Below are 15,332 nucleotides of genomic sequence, written 5' to 3'. Positions count from 1 at the left end.
TCAGGCTTCCTTGAATTGCAGGGGGGTGGCGGGAGCGACTTCGCGCAGCTCGAGGCTGTGTTGCCGCGGGTGTTGGCGCGTGGTTTCACCGTCGTCGGTGAGGAAGAAGAAGTCCGTGGGTTGCTCGGGCTTCGGCAGTTCGAGCTTCCGCTCGGCGGTGATGGTCACCTTGTCGACGTAGCCGTTGCCCTTGATGGTCGGTGCGACCTTCAGCTTCAGCGTGATCGACCCGGCGCGGCCGGTGTTCTGAACGGTCTGAAGAAGCTCCTTCAGATCGGCGGTCAGCGCGGCTTGCGTGCTGCCATCGTTCAGTTCGTTGAGCAGGAGGGTGAAAGACTTCACTTCATGGTTTCCTTGGTTGAGGTTGGGATGCGTGACAGCAAAAGGGCTTCCGTGCGGCTCTAGCGGCCGGTCAGATCAGTGCCAGCTCGAGCGCGGCGGCGGCGTTCTTGATGGCGAGGTCCAGCGCGCGGTGGCGCCGGCTGGCCGGGTCCAATTCGCCGCGCCGGCTCTCGGCCATGGTGATGAACGCGCCGATGGACGCCTTCATCCGCTGCACGCTGCCGCCATCGCCCGCGTTGAGCCCGACCAGGGCGACGGCGGACTCACTGAGCACCGTCGTGAGGTTGACCTCGCCCGCATCGGGCGCCTTCGCATCGCTGGGGGCAGGGGACGCTTCGGGCTGTGCCTTGGCTGCGTCTGCCTTGCGGCGCGCCGCGCAGGCTTCGCAGTTGGGGTCGTCGCACGGCGGGAACAGACTTTCGAGTTCGGCCGCGAGCGTGGGCTTGCCGTCCTTGTTGAGAGGGCTGTCGATCAGCGCCATGAGCAGCGCTGCGGCGAGCGCGCTTTGGCCCTTGGTGGTGTTGAGGGAAGCGAACATGAAACTCCTTGGGAGAGTGGTTGAGGGAAAGGGTTAGGCCGCTTGGGAGAAGCTGGGGGCGTTGGCGGCGGCGAGCGCGCGCAGGGCGCGCTCCTGGCGATCGACCTCGGCCTTGAACTCCAGCAGGTCCGACTCCATCGCGGCGATGTAGTCGTCGTCGCGCTTGATGCGGACAAGGTGCAGCGGGTAGTCGATCGCGCGCAGCGCGGGGCAATAGAAGCCCAGGTGCCACCACTCGCGGCCGGTGACCCACATGCAGCCCTGCACTTGGTCCATGATTTCCGACACGTCGTTGAGCAGCAGGACGGGGCGCAGGCTCACCGGCGACACGAAGCACTTGTATTCACTGCCGCCCTTGGTGCCGATCAGGCCGTCGGCGCTTGCGCCGAAGATGCCGTCCTCGGTGACCACGAAACCGGCGCGCTCCACGATCACGCCTTCGAGGATCTGGTGCTCGGCGCGAGCCTCCGGCTCCAGCTCGTGGCCACGGGCCATTTGCCACGTCTCGTAGCCTTCGTCCATGGGCTCGCCGCTGATGCGCTCGAAGGCGACGCGGAAGGCGTAGTTCTTCGCGGTGTCGGACAGCTCGCCGACCTTCTCGCCGTCCAGTGCGCGCTGCACGACTTCGGCCTTGGGTGCGGCCTTGTAGCCCGCTTCGATACGCGCTTCGAGTTCCGACATTCCCTTGCGGATCGATTCGACGTAGATCTGTTGGCGATCGTCCAGGCCTCCGACACGCTGGCGGGCCAGCTTGAAGTTGCTGGCGGTGATGACGCCGGCACGGGCCTTGTGCCACTCGTCCGAGCCCTGCTCGCAGTTGATGACGCGAAAACTCATGGTGTTCTCCTGGGGTTGAGGGGTTACTGCTCGAACGCGGCCTTGCGCTCGTCGAAGAAGGCCTCCAGGGCGGCGCGCGCGCCTTCGTCGGCCACGGCGTTGATGAGGTCGGCGGCGATGTAGAGCGCATCGAGATCCGAGGCATCGGCCAGGCGCTTCTTGACCGCTTCGGCGGTGAAGACGGGCGCGCCGGTCGTTGCCGGTGCTTGGGCCGCAGGCGCGGCCGTGGGCTTCGGCGGCGGTGCCGGGGGGCGCGTGCGCGCGGGCTTCGCGGTCGCGTCGGTGGCTTGCGCTGCCGGAGCAGCGGCGGAAGTTGCGGCCGGTTGCGCTGGCGCGGCGCCGTTGTCGACCGTGCGGTTCTTGTCTGCCTCGTTGGCGACCTTCGCGAGCGCATCCAGCTCTTCGGCCAGGAGGCTGCGCTGGGCCGGCAGGAGTTCCTTCCAGTAGACGCCGAACGCATCGCGGCCCTTGCCCGCCGCTGCGTGCGCGGCGTCCTTCAGCGACTGCGGCGCCGCAGCACGCTCGGGCTCAACGACGTCGGCCGCGCCCATGAACACGCTGGTCGACATGGCGAGTTCGTCCGGCGTGTAGACGCCGAGGATCAACTCGGGGGTGTGCAGACGCCCCCAGCGGTTGGTCGCGAGGTAGGCAATCTGCTGCTTCGGGTCTTCGGCCCACAGCGTGGAGTTGCGCGTGCGTGCCTGAGTCATCAGGATCTCAAGCTCGCGCGGCTTGCTCTCGCTGCGGATCTGGCCGGTCACGCGCACGCCGAGGCCCCGCTCATCCTCGAGGCGCCAGTCCGGCACCATGTACTTCTTCGGGTTGCCGTAGTCGTCCTTCTTGGTCTTGCTCTCGACCTGCTTGAAGCGGCCGACGATGTTCTCCCACTTGCCGAACCATTCGTAGCTCAGGCGCCCGTTGATCAGGCTGCTGGTGTTGATCACGGCCGCGACGAGCTGCGCCTCGTAGCTCAGGTTGCCGTCGACCACGTAGGTCTTCTTCGCGACGACGAACGGGTCCATGCCCCAGCGCTGCGCCTGCATCACGATCGCCAAGCAGTCGGCGACGTTGTTTTGCAGATGCCTGGGCACCGTGGCGCGGCCCGAGGCCATGATTTCGGCGACACGGATCAGCGCGGTCATGCCGTGCTCATCGACCATCGACACGCCGCTGTGAGTGCGAACGGTCGGGGCGGGGAACGAGGCGTGCGGGGTGAGGATGGACTGCACGTCCACGCGCTCTGCTGTTGCTGCTGTCATTCTTGGAATCTCCGGTGAGGGTTGGGAGGGGTCAGAAGGGGAGGTCGGCTTAGTCGTCGACCTGGGTGAGGCGGTTGCTTGCGGCGATCGCGTCGAAGCTCAGAAGCCACTCGATGACCTTGCTTTCATGGACGCGGAAGTACAGCGAGAGGACGCTGACGATCTGGTCATCAGTGGGGCGGGTCGGCGCCGCGTAGGTGCGCGCGGTGGGCGCCGACACCGGGGCGGGCGCGGCGACCTCGGGGGCATCGCCCAGGCTGACCGGGGCGCTGCGCGGGGAGCCGTAGCTGTAGGTCGGGGCGGGCGCCGGTGTGGGCGCAGGAGTCGGCGCAGTGGGCGGGGGCGGTTCGACCTCGACGGGCTCTTCCGCCTCTTCCTCCTCTTCCTCGGCCGCCGCGAGCAGCGCCTGCAGATCGGGCAGCACCGCGGCGGCGGCGCGCTGCGCCTCGCGCAAGCGAGGGCCATACAGTTCCGGGTCCAGCGCTTCGAGCGTGGCGATCGCGGAGCGCAGTTGCTCGGCCGAGGCCTCGACCAAGACGTCGGGCGTGGCGTGGATGGCGTCGATGCGGTTGCCGATCGCTTCGCGGCGATCCAGCGCCTCCTTCTGCCGCGCCAGTTCTTCCTGCTGGGCCTTCAACTGGTCGGCCATGATCTTCGCGTTCGCTGCCGCCAGCTCGGCGGCTTCGGCAGTGGCCTTCATGCCTACGAGCCGGTCGCGCGTGGCCTGCAAGGCGCGGCGCGCCTCGTCGGCACGGTCGCCGAAGTCCTCCTCGGTAATCTCCGTGTTGTCCAGCCAGAGGATCGTCTCGCCGATGAAGTCGGCGGGTTGGTCGATGCAGGCCTCAACGCGGCTGGTGATTTCCAAGATCGCGCCGTCAATCTCGGCCTTCTTCTGCGCGGCCTCGCGCTCGAGCCGCTCCTTCTCTTCGGTGCGGCGCTTCTCCTCGGCCTTGACCTGCTGGTCGATCGGATCTTCCACGGCCGCGATGCGCTTGATGATGTCGTCGCCGCGCAGCTTGATGGCAGCCTTGAGCGTGTTCAGCGGGGCCTTGGCGTTCTCCACGGCCTTCTGCACCGCATAGCGCGGCTTGCGGACTTCGGCGCGCGCCTCCTTGGCGGCGGCGAATCCCTTGGGGGTCTCCACATCGAACATGACACCGCCGTACTTCTTCTCGATGGCCTGCAGCCCGGCCTCAACCGAATCGAACTCGGCGATGTTGTTCGTGACTTCGAGCAGCGCCAGGGCGGTGGCCGTGGGTTTCGCCTCTGCCGCAGCGGTGGCGGGGTCGACGTCGGGCTGGTTGGCTGCCGGGGTGTCCACGTCGAAGGGCGGCGTGGCGGTTGCGTCAGGCGCGGAGCCGACCTTCGGCAGCGCTGAGTAGTCGCTCATTTGGGACGCGCTCATGACAGCACCCCGTGATCGGTGTAGCCGCGAACGCGGAAGTACATGGCCACGGCGAGCACGCAGCACAGGGAGGTCAGCAGGCCATAGCCGACGGGCTCCGGCGCCGTGTGCATCAGGCGCGCGATCTGTTCGAGCATGCTGACGCTGAACACCGTCAGCGCGGCGCCAACGGCTGCCAGGGCGAGCAGCGCGGAAAGGGCGCAAGCCAGCATCACGACGTTCAGCCGCGATGCCCCGTCCGGCGCATGCGCCTCGTTGGCGGCGCGCCGGGTGACGCACATGAAGACGAACTCGCCTTCAGGGACCGCGCTGAACGAAGGGCGCTCTCCGTAGGGGAGGGGTTGGAGTTCCAGCACGCGGGGCGTGCTGACGTCAGGCGGGAGCTTGCTTGTTGATGTCATGGTTGGCTTTCTGCGGTGGTGGTGGTGAAGGGGTGGCGCTTCTCGCGCGCGGCGTCACGCTTCGCGATGCGGGCATCGCGCAGGGCGTCGTTGAAGTTGTCGGCCGAGGCCTGAAGGGCGTCGGTGTCGGACGGCTTGACGTCCAGATATGCGGTCAAGCCAAGCCACACGGCGATCAGCAAGATCGTCAGGACGACGTTGATTGCCTGCGTGCCGGCTGCTTGAAGTTGTTGCGCCTTGTTGGGGGCGGCGCAGTCCTTGTGTTGCTTGTCCAATCTCTTCTCCTGCCAGGCAGTAACGGTGCCGGCCAGGAGGAATAGTAGCAATAGCTCCTCATTGTTGCAATAGCAAAAGCTACTACATCATAGGGATGGACAAGAAAAAGCCCGCGCGGGGCGGGCTATAGGGCTACGGAGGGGGCTGCTAACGTTTGACGCAAGGGTAGGCCTTCATCAACGCGCGGCCTACGAACAGGTCCCCGTCTTCATGCCATTGCTCCGGGGCCGATTGCAACTCAGCTTTGGTCAGCGCAACCACCTGTCGAATCCGCATGTTGCCAGGCGGACAAGTTGCATCCATTCGATGCAGCGCTTCGGTGATGCCGGTGACATAGCCCATGAGCGTCGAAGCGTTGCCCGCGTCCTGTGCGCTGGCTCGATCCTGTTGCACGCGGTCGTACGAGTCTAGCCACTTGACGAGGTCATTGCCGGAATAGAAGCCTGCCTGAGCCGTGCAAACGAGATGCCACAAGCACGCGGCCAAGATCGCTTTCCTCACTCGCATCGAAACTGGATCTCGGCCGATGCGTAGTTGTAGGCGATGGTGTCAAGTGAAGTGGAGTTCAGAGCCTGGACCTGCTTGCCTTGCTTGGCGCAGAACTCGCCGGCCTCTTTGAACAGCTCTGCCTTGACGACGCCGCCGCTGTAAGTGCTCATGCCGCCGAGCTTCGAGGACATATAGACGCCGCTCCCGATCGGAACGATCCCCGTAGGGCTGGTGCAGCCGGCCAAGAGGAAGAGCGCCATCGCAGGGAGGCTGAGAAACCTTTTCGAGATGCGATCCACTGGGAAGTCCTAACAAAAGCTGATCAATTGCTGACTAGATTAAGGGGCAGTGTATCAATTGGCAACCGAATTCAGCGGAAACTGGTAGATTCGCGCCGGACCTCTTAAGCCGCGCGCCCTCGCAGCCTGTTCTCCTCCTGCTCGGAGGGCGTTTCCCCCGACAGTCGCTCAACGATGAGCGGCACTTGGCCGCGGTTCTTGGCTGGGTTTCGTAGGAACAGCACGAGCATTGCAGTTGCGTCAGCGCGTGCATCGTCATCTGCTGCTTCAAGGTGATCGCCAAGCACCTCCAGTGAGGTCTTCAGACTGGGCCGGCCGCGCGCCTCCGCGATGGATGCGGGAGCAGCGCCCGGCGCGCTGGGGCCGGGAACCGGCATAGCCAGGCTTCCCGTGAACCAGCCAGCCATCTCCGGCAACTCTTCGATCTGACGGATGGTCTTCTCAGTGAGGGGGCGGGTGCCCGCAATCATCTGCCTCACGAAAGCACCATCTTTGTAGCCGAGCTTCTTCCCGAAGGCCGTCTTGTTGCCTCCTGAGATGCGATCAATCGCTGCCACCAGCAGGTCGATCCGCGGTTGGTCCGCTGTCGGTTTCTCCACCTGCAAATAGTAGCAGCCGCTACTGGTGGCATTTGCTACTTGTGATAGGTAGCGATTGCTACTATTATCGGCGCATGGACCTGAACTCATTCCTCAAAGCCGAGGGCGCCCCCACGGTCGCCGAATTTCGCATTCTGCTGCTGGCGGAGGGCGTTGTGGTCAAAAGCGATGCCCAGGTACGGCAGTGGCAGCACGGCTACGGCGGGCGGCTGCCCGACACCGTGAATTGCGTTGCCATCGAGAGAGCCACGAAGGAGTCCGTCATGCGCTGGGACTTGCGCCCGGGCGACTGGCACCGCCACTGGCCTGAGTTGGTCGGCAAAGAGGGCGCTCCTCCCGTCCCGCAGAAAGCGGTGGCCTGAATGAAGATCAAGCCCATCACCGCCCTGAGCGAGGCCGAGACCATCGACCTCGCCACCCACGCGGCTGAACGTGGGGAGCGCATCGAAGACGTGAACCCATTCCCCGAGGGGACGGTGCTCCACGCCATCTTCGCGCGCGCCTTCGCCGCTCGCGCAGCCGACCTCGCCGTCGCCTGAATCCTCCCAGCCCTCAACGCACGAAGCGACATGCTCACAGAAGACAGCACCGGCAGCCTGCCCATGTACGCCCGCTCCATCCTGGGCGGCAAGAAGTCCTCCAAGTTGGAGGCGCGCGTCTCCGACGAATTGAAGGAGAGGGTCCGCCGCCGTTGGGTGGACCTCGGCTTCCAATCCGAGTCGGAATACGTCGAGTACCTGGCGACGGTGGATTGCTTCGGGAAGGGCCATGTCCGCATGGTGCTTGAGCAGCGCCTGGGGTTGGTCAGTGTCCTGTCTGACAGTGTGCCGACGGAGGCGGGCCTGTGATTCCAGTTCGGACCATCAAAGTCGACCAGCCGCCCGCGTTCCCGCGAATCCATCACAGCGCCACGCTCTACCAGTGGTGGAAGCTGCCCTCCGGACAGATCGTTGAGCTTCGCAAGATCGAAGGCCAGCGCGCGCCGGAATGCACGGTGCGCAACGTCAACGAGGACGGGGAACTCGCGCCAGGCGAGTACGTCCTGACGCTGCGCTTCCTCGTCACCCATGGCCGGAAGGTGAAGGGGTAGGCATGCTGACCCCGCAGTTTCAACTGGGCATCGCTTCTGAACTCGTCGTGGATCTCTTCGCCGGTGGTGGAGGCGCGTCGACGGGCATTGAACTGGCCATTGGTCGTCACGTGGACATCGCGATCAACCATGACCCCGAAGCGATTTCGCTGCACGAAGCCAACCACCCGCAGACCAAGCACTACATCAGCGACGTGTTCGAGGTCGACCCCGTTGCGGTGACTGAAGGTCAGCCCGTGGGCTTGCTGTGGGCGAGCCCGGACTGCAAGCACTTCAGCAAGGCCAAGGGCGGAAAGCCCGTGAGCAAGAAGATTCGCGGCTTGGCATGGGTCGTGGTGAAGTGGGCCAAGGCAGTGCGGCCGCGCGTCATCTGCCTGGAGAACGTCGAAGAGTTCCAGACCTGGGGGCCGCTCGATGCCAACGACATGCCCGACCCAACGCGCAAGGGCGAGACCTTCCGCGAGTGGAAGGCCGCGCTCGATGCGCTGGGCTATGTGATCGAACACCGTGAGCTGCGCGCCAGCGACCTCGGCACGCCGACCATTCGCAAGCGCTTCTTCCTCGTTGCTCGCTGCGACAGTTTGCCGATCGTGTGGCCAGTGGCCACTCACGGCAACCCTGATGCGCTGCCCACGCGCCAGCGCAAGCTCAAGAAGTGGCGCACCGCTGCTGATTGCATCGACTGGAGCATCCCGTGCCCTTCGATCTTCGAGCGCAAGAAGCCGCTGGCGGATGCCACGCTGCGCCGCGTCGCGAGGGGTGTGATGCGCTACGTCGTGGACTCGCCCGAACCCTTCATCGTGCCTATCGCGCACTACGACGGCACCGACCGCGTGCACGCATCGAACGAGCCTCTGCGCACGATCAAGGCCAGCACCAAGGGCGGCGAGTTCGCGCTGGCGGTGCCGACGCTCATTCAGACAGGCTACGGCGAGCGGCCGGGGCAGGCGCCGCGCGTGCCAGGCCTTGAGAAGCCACTGGGTACTGCAGTCGATGGCCAGAAGCATGCGTTGGTGACTGCATTCCTGGCGCAGCACAACACCGGCAACGACGGTCACGACGCACGCAAGCCCGTATCCACGATCGTGGGGAAGGGCTGCACGCAGGGCCTTGTCACCGCGCACATCACGAAGTTCCGCACGGGCAGCACCGGGCATCCCGCCAACGAGCCGTTGCACACCGTGACGGCCAGCAGTTTCGTGAAGCGGCCTGGTGGGTCCGTGCCGCTCGGCGTGGTCAGCAGCAATCTCGTGAAGTTGCGCGGCACCAGCACCGCTCAGGCCGTCGATGAACCGCTGCACACGGTCAGCGCGCAGGGGACGCACTTTGCCGAGGTCCGCGCCTTCCTCATCAAGTACTACGGCACCGATCAAGCGCCCGAGCTGGACGAGCCGCTGCATACCGTCACCACGAAGCATCGCTTCGGTCTCGTGACCGTGCGCGGCGAGGAATACGCGATCGTGGACATCGGCTTGCGCATGCTGACGCCCCGTGAGCTGTACCGCGCGCAGGGGTTCCCCGAGTCCTATCGCATCGATCACGGCGCCGACGGCAAGCCGCTGACGAAGACCGCCCAGGTGCGCATGTGCGGCAACAGCGTGTGCCCGCCATTGGCTGCGGCGATCGTGGCAGCCAACTACCGTGAGCCGGCGCTCGAAAGAGAGGCAGCGTGACCCGCCCAGTTCCCTATCCCGCCGACGTGCGCGCCAAAGGCTGGCGCTTCGAGATTGACTACGAGAAGGTGGAGCAGTCGGACACCTGGGATCTCGCCTCCGAGGTCCCCATGGCCCAGCCCGCGCTGCTGATGATGTGGATGATGGCGTGGACCCAGGTGCCGTGCGGGTCCATGCCGGCCGACGAGAACCTGATCCGCGTCAAGTGCCGCATCCCGCCGAAGCTGTGGCCCTCGCTTAGGCCGATCCTGATGCGCGGCTGGTGGCTGGCCGAAGACGGCAGGCTCTACCACGACACCATCGTCCTGCGCGTGCAGGAAATGCTGGACTACCGCCGCAAGAACGCGGTGCGCGTTGCGAATCACAAGGCAAAGGGGAAGAAGTCACTCGGTGGTAACGCATTAGCAGAGGGTGACCAACAGGGCAGCAACGACACCGGAACCGGAACCGGAACCTCCTCTTCTTCATTTCATTCAGAAGAGGGGGCGCGCGCAACGCCAGGCGAAGCCTGCAAAGCAATGCGGGCGGCTGGCATGGCCGATGTCAGTCCGTCGCATCCGAAGCTCATCGCGTTGCTGGATGCTGGCATCACGGTCCCCGAACTCGTTGATGCAGCAGCCCATGCGCTGAAGAGCAAGAAGCCTTTCACCTACGCCCTTGCCACCGCAGAGGGTCGGCGTCGCGATGCTGCCACGGCCGCGCTGCCCCCGCCTGCGAGTGTCACGGTGCCGGGCAACCCTGGCCGCGATCCTGCCCTGCAGAAGCTCGACGAAGACGCGCGCATCACGAAGCCGCCGAGCCTTGAAACCTTGGAGCAACTGGCGAGGCTTCGCGCCGGAGTGCCCGCGTGACCATGGCTGCCCTCGCTCAGACCTTGCTGCACTCGCAGCAACTGGCCGCCGATGTTGGCTTGGCGCGGTTGAACCAAGGCCAGCTCGCCGGCGCGTCCAAGGCAGTGCTCGCCGACGCCATCAAGGCCTCCCGCGCGCTCGCTGGCCAGTTCGCGGTCTTCGCCGACTTCTTCCCCGCGGCCAACGACGAGCCGCCCATCACTACCGACCGAGCATGACCACGCCACTGATACCGCGCCCGCAGGCGCTGGCCAAACTCTTCGCCCTCGGGCCGATGCCCCACGCGCAGGCGGTTGCTTGCTGCGGGTGGGGCTGGGAAGGCTTCAAGCGCGCGGCGCGAGAAGCAACCGAAGCCGGGCTCATCACCTTTGCGCACCGTGGCGGCACTCGCGTCTATCGCGCCGGCACGGCCACGCGCCGCAGGAGGCCGCAGTCATGGGAGTGAAGCGCAAGCAGTCCGGCCTGAGCCTCATCGAGCGCGCCGTCATCGACCAGCAGTGGCGCGAGACGACCGTGGCCGCGCAGATCCACGCCCTGATTGGCGACAACAGCAACGGCATGGTCGATAAGGCCGGCCGCGTGCTCTACGTGGTCCTAGGCGCCGCGGTCGCCGAGGAAGTGGACCCCGACACGCCGGAAATCCGCATCCTGCGCGGTGCCTGCAATGCGGTCTACGACCAGGCCGGCGACCCCGACATCCCGGCCGTGCGGCGCGCCTCGATCGTGTCGGGCCTCGAGGCTGCCGAGCGCCTGATCGCCGCGCTCGAGCACAACAGCCTGATCGACGCTGCCTGCAACCTTGCCGTGAAGATGCGCAGCAGGCACGTGTACTGGAACGACTTCGAGGCCCTGCTCGGCGAGGTTGCGCCATGACGTTGTTCGAGCGCCTGGCGGCCGTGGTTCCCCTGGCCGAGCCCTCCATCACCGCCCGTGAGGCAGGCGACCTCGCCGGAATCGAGAGGGTGTCGGCACAGAAGGCGATGCGCCGACTGGTCGTGGCGGGCCGCGTGCGTGAGGCCGGCGACCACTACCCGGCGCGCTACCTCCGCAACGAGCAGCCGCCCGCGCCGGTCTACGTCCCGGTCAGCAGCGTGCAGCACGCCATCAAGTACGCGCCGAAGTCGGTGTGGGATCTGGCTCGGTGATGGACTACCCCCGCGATGACGCCGGCAACCCCCTCCTGTTCCCAGGTGCGCGGGCGCCTGACCCTGCAGCGCATCGCGAGGCGACCTTCCGGCACATCCTCTCCTGGGTCCCGCTCGACGTCGCCTACGCCCGCTGGCAGGCCGGGAGGATGGCGAAGGACAACCCCGAATGGCACGGCGACCTTCTGGCGCGCCTGGACGCCGAGCTGATCGCCAGGGGCATCAAGTACCCGCTCCCGTTCGCCGAGCCCGCAAGCAAGGTGCCAGCGCTCACGAAGGGGCGCCGAGGACTCCCCAAGCAACGCTTCTTCCACGACACCCTATGACCGTTCGATGCAGCTTTCAGGCGAGCGTCAGCGTGCCCCTCAAGACCGGAAGAGGGCAGAACGACCGCGAGCACTTCCGAGCCCGTCAACGTCGCGTGAAGTCCGAGCGTGAGGCGGTCCAATGGATGCTCAACGGCATCCCGGCGCCCGCTGGCCGCGTTCGGGTGCTGCTCGTGCGGGTGTCGCCGCGATCGGCAACTGGGTGGAAGCCCCTCGACGCGCACGACAACCTCCGGGCTTCGCTCAAGGCGCCCGTGGATCAGGTCGCCGCATGGCTGGGGCGCGACGACGCCGACCCATCCATCGCCTGGGACTACGGTCAGCGAGAGGGTCCGTGGGCAGTTGAGATCCACGTGGTGGGCCTGCCATGAAAGCCATCCTGGAAGTCACCGACAAGGGCCTGCGCGGCGCGACGCCGGCCGATCAGGAAGCGTGGGAGAAGTTCAAACGCCGCCTCGCTAGGTCGAAGCCCGGCCGCTGGTTCCGCTTCGAGTGGTCCAGCCCCCGCCACCCCAAGCACCACCGCAAGCTCGGCGCGCTCCTGTCCTTCATCCAGAAGAACCACGAGGTCTATGACACGACCGAGAAGGCGCTGGTGGCCATCAAGCTCGCGGCCGGCTTCTTCGACCCACACATCGACCCCACCACCATGGAAGTCCTCAAGGTGCCGCACTCGATCGCCTTCGAGAGCATGGGCCAAGAAGACTTCGAGCGCTTCTACGACGCTGCGCTCGACGGCGTGCTGCAGGTCATCCTCCCTCAGTTCGACAAGGCCCGCATGCTCGAACTGCTCGACCAGATCTACAACGGCTGGATCGCCGACAACCCCCGCTGATGCAGTCCAAGAACAAGAAGGGGCCCACGGCCGCCGAACGTGTGCACATCGAGATGGTCAAAGCGCTCGATTGCTCAGTTTGCGATGCATCAGGGCCGAGCGAGGCTCATGAGATAAAGCAAGGCCAGTGGTGGACCAGCGTGGCTCTGTGCCCGAGTTGCCACCGCGGCCCTCTCCTGGGGCTGCACGGTCAGCGCCGCATGTGGGCCATCAAGAAGATGGACGAGCTCGACGCCCTGGCTGTGACCATCCAACGACTGATGGCGCACGCCGCCCTATAGGGCGGTCGTCAGATCGTCCAGCCGGCCAGGCACACACCACCAAGCCTGGGGGATGTTCTCGTGGAACTTCTTGATCTCGAACCCACGCATCAGGATGCCGCCTCGGACCTTGACCACCTGGGCATATTCGAGGCGCTGGAGAAGCTCCGTTGTCGAGCCCCGGGCCTTGAGCAGCATGGCGTCGTGGATCGGCCAACCGGCTCGCTGCTGCAAGACCAGATAGCCCTGCGTTGGGCCCGAGCGGACGATACCGACGGGGAGCTTTTCCCCGTTGCGACGGAGTTGAAAGACCACGCAGAACACTGGATAAGTATACAGTATTTCGGCGTCGCATTTCCATGCAGTCGGGGATAGTTCCGCTATCCTTTCCGTTCTGCTTGGACTAATCTAGATTAAAGATTTGGTCCGTCGTTTGAGGAGTTCCGCGATGCCCATGCAATTGATGCAGACGCTTGCCGACGCGGAGTTGCCGCTGGAAATTGTCAACCCAGCAGTTAAGGAGGAACTACGGATTCTTCACGACGCCGGCTACATCATTTGTGGCTTTCCCCCACTCGCGCTGGCCGGAACTCAGGCTGTTCGGGTCGATCTCGTGACGGCACTTGGCCTCAAGGCGCTGCGATACTTTGGCCCAGACCCAGTGCGATCGCGATATGGGGCTTAGCCCTGGGGGTAGGGAGGCTTAATCCCGCACGGATTGATAGTTTGTCTAGCAGGCGAAGCCTCATGGCCTATCCTCCATCATGACGATGCCACCAGGACCAGACAGCCTCGAATACAAGGGATGGCTGGTGTCGTTCGAAATCCTTGCTGCCGGGGACACGATCTCGGGAAGAGCCGAGCTGCATTGCAACGGCCAGCACAAATGCAGGCTCGTGCTGGCTGCGCCCAACCGCGATTGGCCAACTGCAAGAGCTGCGCTTGAGCTAAAGGCCAAGGCTTGGATCGATGACTGGACCTCTCGCGACATCGGCGATGGCCGGCTTCAGGAGCCCGGCGCGCCATGAAACTGTGCCTGAGCATTAAGGCACCTTCCGGGGCGAAGGGGTGCGCAGTACCATTAGCGGCAAAACTCACGGAGGTCCACGATGGCAAATACCCCAGACTACGAAAGGTCGGCCCCCTTAGAAGAAGCGCTCGCTCAGAATGTCGAAGCGACCGAAGAGGTCAAGCACGTGGTAGACAACCTGGCGGTCGTGCACGCGGTGCTCGACCAAGCGCCGAACGGCGCACCCCCCGGGGACCTGGACCTCGCCGCAGAGAAGGCAAGGAAGCTGGAGAAGCAGCTCTCCACCGCGGCCGAAAAGCTAGAGGACGTGAACGAAAAATTGGCCGACGAATTGAAGGCTCGTAGGCTCACGGAAGGCGGTGCGATGTAGCCCTAGGCTTACAACACCAGGGGCGGAAGGCCCACGGGGGTTGGTGTAGAAGACGCACATGCTCATGGCTCATCTTTGGGCCAGTCCGTGTCCGTTAAAACGTTTCTTGTCGAAGACAGTGCTGTTATCCGGGCCAGCCTGATACCCGCATTGCTGGACTTCTCCGACGTCGAGGTCGTTGCATTCGTCGAGACAGAGCGCGATGCGGCGGCTTGGCTTGCAACGCACGCCGGCCCATTACATTTGGCTGTGATCGACCTCCTGCTCCGAGAGGGCTCGGGCCTTGGCGTCTTGAGACAGTTCAGGCAGACGCTTCCCGTGCTGCCGCTCGCGATGCTCACAAACTATGCACCCCGGGGTATCCGTGAGCGCGCCATGGATGCGGGTGCGACTGCCATCTTCGACAAGTCCACCGAGCTGGAAGAGTTCCTGGGCTTCTGCAGGACGCTTGGATCCACTGAGGATCCCGTAGTCGCATGAGCCTGGTGCGTGAGCTGGACACCGACCGCGGCTTCGAAAGGCCGGGCCAGATTCATTTTTTGCCGAGGTGCTCGCGTACCTTGTCTGCCTCGTCGCCCACCGTGGCGACCGCCTTCCGCAGCTCCTCTTCGGTCACGCCCAGGCTCTTCATCCAGTCCCTCACTTCGTAGTCCTCGTTGAGGTTGATGCGCTTGCGGTCTTGCCCGCCCACCTTCGACCTGTCTTCTGCCATGTCGTGCTCCTTCAGCCAATCGTTGGGCTCGGGCTGCCACAGTCGCTCGGACGCCGACAGCACCTGGATAAGTCTCGAACGGTACTTGCGCTCCTTCATGGCGCGTAGTCTGCGCTTCCGCTGACCGGCGGTCTGTAGGCGAGCGGTGCGCCTTGCAGCGATGTTGCACCTACGCGGCCTTCCCCCATTCGATGAGCGGCGTTTCGGCCCGGGGGCAGGAGGTGAAACCAATCAGACGCGTGACACCCCGGCTGCCGGCAAACGGGCTTGACCCGACCCCCCTTGCGCCCGGCGCGCGCAATTGCTGCAATGCGAGCGCGTTTTGATTGCTTGCTGTCTGTGGGAACGACGCGCCCACTTTCACCCACCGGCTAATCGCCGGTGGGCTTTTCTTGCCACAGAAGAAACCGTCCCGCGCTCAAACCGAGAAAAAGGCACTGCCCCAGCCGAAGGCGAAGCCATCCCCGAAGAAGCCAGTAGGTAAGCAGGCATCCCCCGCCAAGAAGGCACCGAAGCCCAAGGCCCCCGCATCCCCCACGCCACAAGCCACGAAGTGGCGCGTGGCGTCCCCACAGGCACAGGCAGCCACTGCAGA

The 15,332-nt window shown here is 65.0% G+C and carries 30 protein-coding genes; 18 read left to right on the top strand and 12 right to left on the bottom strand.

The annotated features are described in order from the left end of the window. The 10 genes from AC1DNF_RS18465 to AC1DNF_RS18420 form a co-directional block, all read right to left on the bottom strand. Positions 1-342 carry a hypothetical protein gene (locus AC1DNF_RS18465; protein ID WP_478150065.1) on the bottom strand — a complete coding sequence of 114 codons (342 nt, stop codon included), beginning with the start codon at positions 340-342 and terminating at the stop codon, positions 1-3. Positions 343-412: 70 nt separating this feature from the next. After that, entirely contained in the window at positions 413-880 is a 468-nt protein-coding gene (locus AC1DNF_RS18460) for a hypothetical protein (RefSeq protein ID WP_478150064.1), read from the bottom strand. 33 nt (positions 881-913) lie between these two features. Next, positions 914-1,717 (bottom strand): lambda exonuclease family protein, encoded by an 804-nt coding sequence (locus AC1DNF_RS18455; protein ID WP_478150063.1) that lies wholly within the window; start codon positions 1,715-1,717, stop codon positions 914-916. A 23-nt stretch (positions 1,718-1,740) separates the two neighbouring features. After that, complete coding sequence (locus tag AC1DNF_RS18450) at positions 1,741-2,976, bottom strand: RecT family recombinase (RefSeq protein WP_478150062.1); 1,236 nt, start codon at positions 2,974-2,976, stop codon at positions 1,741-1,743. A 49-nt stretch (positions 2,977-3,025) separates the two neighbouring features. After that, positions 3,026-4,366, bottom strand: coding sequence for a hypothetical protein (locus AC1DNF_RS18445; protein ID WP_478150061.1), 1,341 nt, complete (start codon positions 4,364-4,366; stop codon positions 3,026-3,028). 11 nt (positions 4,367-4,377) lie between these two features. Continuing rightward, positions 4,378-4,782, bottom strand: coding sequence for a hypothetical protein (locus AC1DNF_RS18440; RefSeq protein WP_477925162.1), 405 nt, complete (start codon positions 4,780-4,782; stop codon positions 4,378-4,380). Further along, positions 4,779-5,057 (bottom strand): hypothetical protein, encoded by a 279-nt coding sequence (locus AC1DNF_RS18435; protein ID WP_478150060.1) that lies wholly within the window; start codon positions 5,055-5,057, stop codon positions 4,779-4,781. Before AC1DNF_RS18435 ends, AC1DNF_RS18440 begins: the two co-directional genes overlap by 4 nt. 148 nt (positions 5,058-5,205) lie before the next feature. Next, complete coding sequence (locus AC1DNF_RS18430; RefSeq protein WP_478150059.1) at positions 5,206-5,544, bottom strand: Rap1a/Tai family immunity protein; 339 nt, start codon at positions 5,542-5,544, stop codon at positions 5,206-5,208. Between the two features lie 11 nt (positions 5,545-5,555). Beyond that, positions 5,556-5,846 (bottom strand): hypothetical protein, encoded by a 291-nt coding sequence (locus tag AC1DNF_RS18425; RefSeq protein WP_478150058.1) that lies wholly within the window; start codon positions 5,844-5,846, stop codon positions 5,556-5,558. Between the two features lie 104 nt (positions 5,847-5,950). Beyond that, the gene (locus tag AC1DNF_RS18420) at positions 5,951-6,445 is read right to left on the bottom strand and encodes a hypothetical protein (protein WP_478150057.1); all 495 of its coding nucleotides are present in this window, start codon (positions 6,443-6,445) and stop codon (positions 5,951-5,953) included. Positions 6,446-6,519: 74 nt separating this feature from the next. Here AC1DNF_RS18420 and AC1DNF_RS18415 point away from each other — a divergent pair, with 74 nt between their 5' ends. The 14 genes from AC1DNF_RS18415 to AC1DNF_RS18350 are packed head-to-tail and all read left to right on the top strand — an operon-like array spanning position 6,520 to position 12,646. Further along, positions 6,520-6,807: a YdaS family helix-turn-helix protein gene (locus AC1DNF_RS18415; RefSeq protein WP_478150056.1), complete on the top strand. Its 288-nt coding sequence runs from the start codon at positions 6,520-6,522 to the stop codon at positions 6,805-6,807. Beyond that, on the top strand, positions 6,808-6,984 hold the full coding sequence (locus tag AC1DNF_RS18410; RefSeq protein WP_478150055.1) for a hypothetical protein: 177 nt from the start codon (positions 6,808-6,810) through the stop codon (positions 6,982-6,984). It abuts the gene before it with no gap. Positions 6,985-7,014: 30 nt separating this feature from the next. After that, the gene (locus tag AC1DNF_RS18405) at positions 7,015-7,293 is read left to right on the top strand and encodes a hypothetical protein (protein ID WP_478150054.1); all 279 of its coding nucleotides are present in this window, start codon (positions 7,015-7,017) and stop codon (positions 7,291-7,293) included. Then, the gene (locus AC1DNF_RS18400; RefSeq protein WP_478150053.1) at positions 7,290-7,535 is read left to right on the top strand and encodes a hypothetical protein; all 246 of its coding nucleotides are present in this window, start codon (positions 7,290-7,292) and stop codon (positions 7,533-7,535) included. Before AC1DNF_RS18405 ends, AC1DNF_RS18400 begins: the two co-directional genes overlap by 4 nt. A 2-nt stretch (positions 7,536-7,537) precedes the next feature. Next, a complete protein-coding gene (locus AC1DNF_RS18395; protein ID WP_478150052.1) occupies positions 7,538-9,208 on the top strand; it encodes a DNA cytosine methyltransferase in 1,671 nt (556 codons plus the stop codon). After that, positions 9,205-10,059: a hypothetical protein gene (locus AC1DNF_RS18390; protein ID WP_478150051.1), complete on the top strand. Its 855-nt coding sequence runs from the start codon at positions 9,205-9,207 to the stop codon at positions 10,057-10,059. Before AC1DNF_RS18395 ends, AC1DNF_RS18390 begins: the two co-directional genes overlap by 4 nt. Before the next feature lie 2 nt (positions 10,060-10,061). Beyond that, positions 10,062-10,277 carry a hypothetical protein gene (locus AC1DNF_RS18385; protein ID WP_478150050.1) on the top strand — a complete coding sequence of 72 codons (216 nt, stop codon included), beginning with the start codon at positions 10,062-10,064 and terminating at the stop codon, positions 10,275-10,277. Further along, positions 10,274-10,504, top strand: coding sequence for a hypothetical protein (locus AC1DNF_RS18380; RefSeq protein ID WP_478150049.1), 231 nt, complete (start codon positions 10,274-10,276; stop codon positions 10,502-10,504). Before AC1DNF_RS18385 ends, AC1DNF_RS18380 begins: the two co-directional genes overlap by 4 nt. Beyond that, on the top strand, positions 10,495-10,932 hold the full coding sequence (locus tag AC1DNF_RS18375; RefSeq protein ID WP_478150048.1) for a hypothetical protein: 438 nt from the start codon (positions 10,495-10,497) through the stop codon (positions 10,930-10,932). The genes AC1DNF_RS18380 and AC1DNF_RS18375 overlap by 10 nt, the downstream gene beginning before the upstream one ends. Beyond that, a complete protein-coding gene (locus AC1DNF_RS18370) occupies positions 10,929-11,204 on the top strand; it encodes a hypothetical protein (RefSeq protein ID WP_478150047.1) in 276 nt (91 codons plus the stop codon). The genes AC1DNF_RS18375 and AC1DNF_RS18370 overlap by 4 nt, the downstream gene beginning before the upstream one ends. Further along, on the top strand, positions 11,201-11,530 hold the full coding sequence (locus AC1DNF_RS18365) for a hypothetical protein (protein ID WP_478150046.1): 330 nt from the start codon (positions 11,201-11,203) through the stop codon (positions 11,528-11,530). The genes AC1DNF_RS18370 and AC1DNF_RS18365 overlap by 4 nt, the downstream gene beginning before the upstream one ends. Further along, positions 11,527-11,901, top strand: a complete 375-nt coding sequence (locus AC1DNF_RS18360) for a hypothetical protein (RefSeq protein WP_478150045.1) — start codon at positions 11,527-11,529, stop codon at positions 11,899-11,901. Before AC1DNF_RS18365 ends, AC1DNF_RS18360 begins: the two co-directional genes overlap by 4 nt. Beyond that, positions 11,898-12,365, top strand: coding sequence for a hypothetical protein (locus AC1DNF_RS18355; RefSeq protein WP_478150044.1), 468 nt, complete (start codon positions 11,898-11,900; stop codon positions 12,363-12,365). The genes AC1DNF_RS18360 and AC1DNF_RS18355 overlap by 4 nt, the downstream gene beginning before the upstream one ends. Continuing rightward, the gene (locus AC1DNF_RS18350) at positions 12,365-12,646 is read left to right on the top strand and encodes a hypothetical protein (RefSeq protein WP_478150043.1); all 282 of its coding nucleotides are present in this window, start codon (positions 12,365-12,367) and stop codon (positions 12,644-12,646) included. The genes AC1DNF_RS18355 and AC1DNF_RS18350 overlap by 1 nt, the downstream gene beginning before the upstream one ends. On the opposite strand, the gene AC1DNF_RS18345 is transcribed toward AC1DNF_RS18350, so the two are convergent. Continuing rightward, on the bottom strand, positions 12,641-12,940 hold the full coding sequence (locus AC1DNF_RS18345; RefSeq protein ID WP_478150042.1) for a hypothetical protein: 300 nt from the start codon (positions 12,938-12,940) through the stop codon (positions 12,641-12,643). The two genes, AC1DNF_RS18350 and AC1DNF_RS18345, sit on opposite strands and share 6 nt — an antisense overlap. Positions 12,941-13,073: 133 nt before the next feature. Here AC1DNF_RS18345 and AC1DNF_RS18340 point away from each other — a divergent pair, with 133 nt between their 5' ends. The 4 genes from AC1DNF_RS18340 to AC1DNF_RS18325 all read left to right on the top strand — a co-directional run bounded on the left by AC1DNF_RS18340 (position 13,074) and on the right by AC1DNF_RS18325 (position 14,505). Continuing rightward, positions 13,074-13,310: a hypothetical protein gene (locus tag AC1DNF_RS18340; protein WP_478150041.1), complete on the top strand. Its 237-nt coding sequence runs from the start codon at positions 13,074-13,076 to the stop codon at positions 13,308-13,310. A gap of 79 nt (positions 13,311-13,389) precedes the next feature. After that, positions 13,390-13,653, top strand: a complete 264-nt coding sequence (locus tag AC1DNF_RS18335; RefSeq protein ID WP_478150040.1) for a hypothetical protein — start codon at positions 13,390-13,392, stop codon at positions 13,651-13,653. 81 nt (positions 13,654-13,734) lie between these two features. Then, positions 13,735-14,025, top strand: a complete 291-nt coding sequence (locus AC1DNF_RS18330; protein ID WP_478150039.1) for a hypothetical protein — start codon at positions 13,735-13,737, stop codon at positions 14,023-14,025. Positions 14,026-14,112: 87 nt separating this feature from the next. After that, positions 14,113-14,505 (top strand): response regulator, encoded by a 393-nt coding sequence (locus AC1DNF_RS18325; protein ID WP_478150038.1) that lies wholly within the window; start codon positions 14,113-14,115, stop codon positions 14,503-14,505. Positions 14,506-14,557: 52 nt separating this feature from the next. Here the strand turns inward: AC1DNF_RS18325 and AC1DNF_RS18320 are convergent, their stop codons facing one another. Further along, on the bottom strand, positions 14,558-14,836 hold the full coding sequence (locus AC1DNF_RS18320; protein WP_478150037.1) for a DUF3606 domain-containing protein: 279 nt from the start codon (positions 14,834-14,836) through the stop codon (positions 14,558-14,560). Positions 14,837-15,332 lie beyond the last annotated feature (496 nt).

The sequence above is a fragment of the Variovorax sp. 01T432 genome (assembly GCF_056398605.1).
This window is presented reverse-complemented; position numbering and strand designations above follow the sequence as displayed.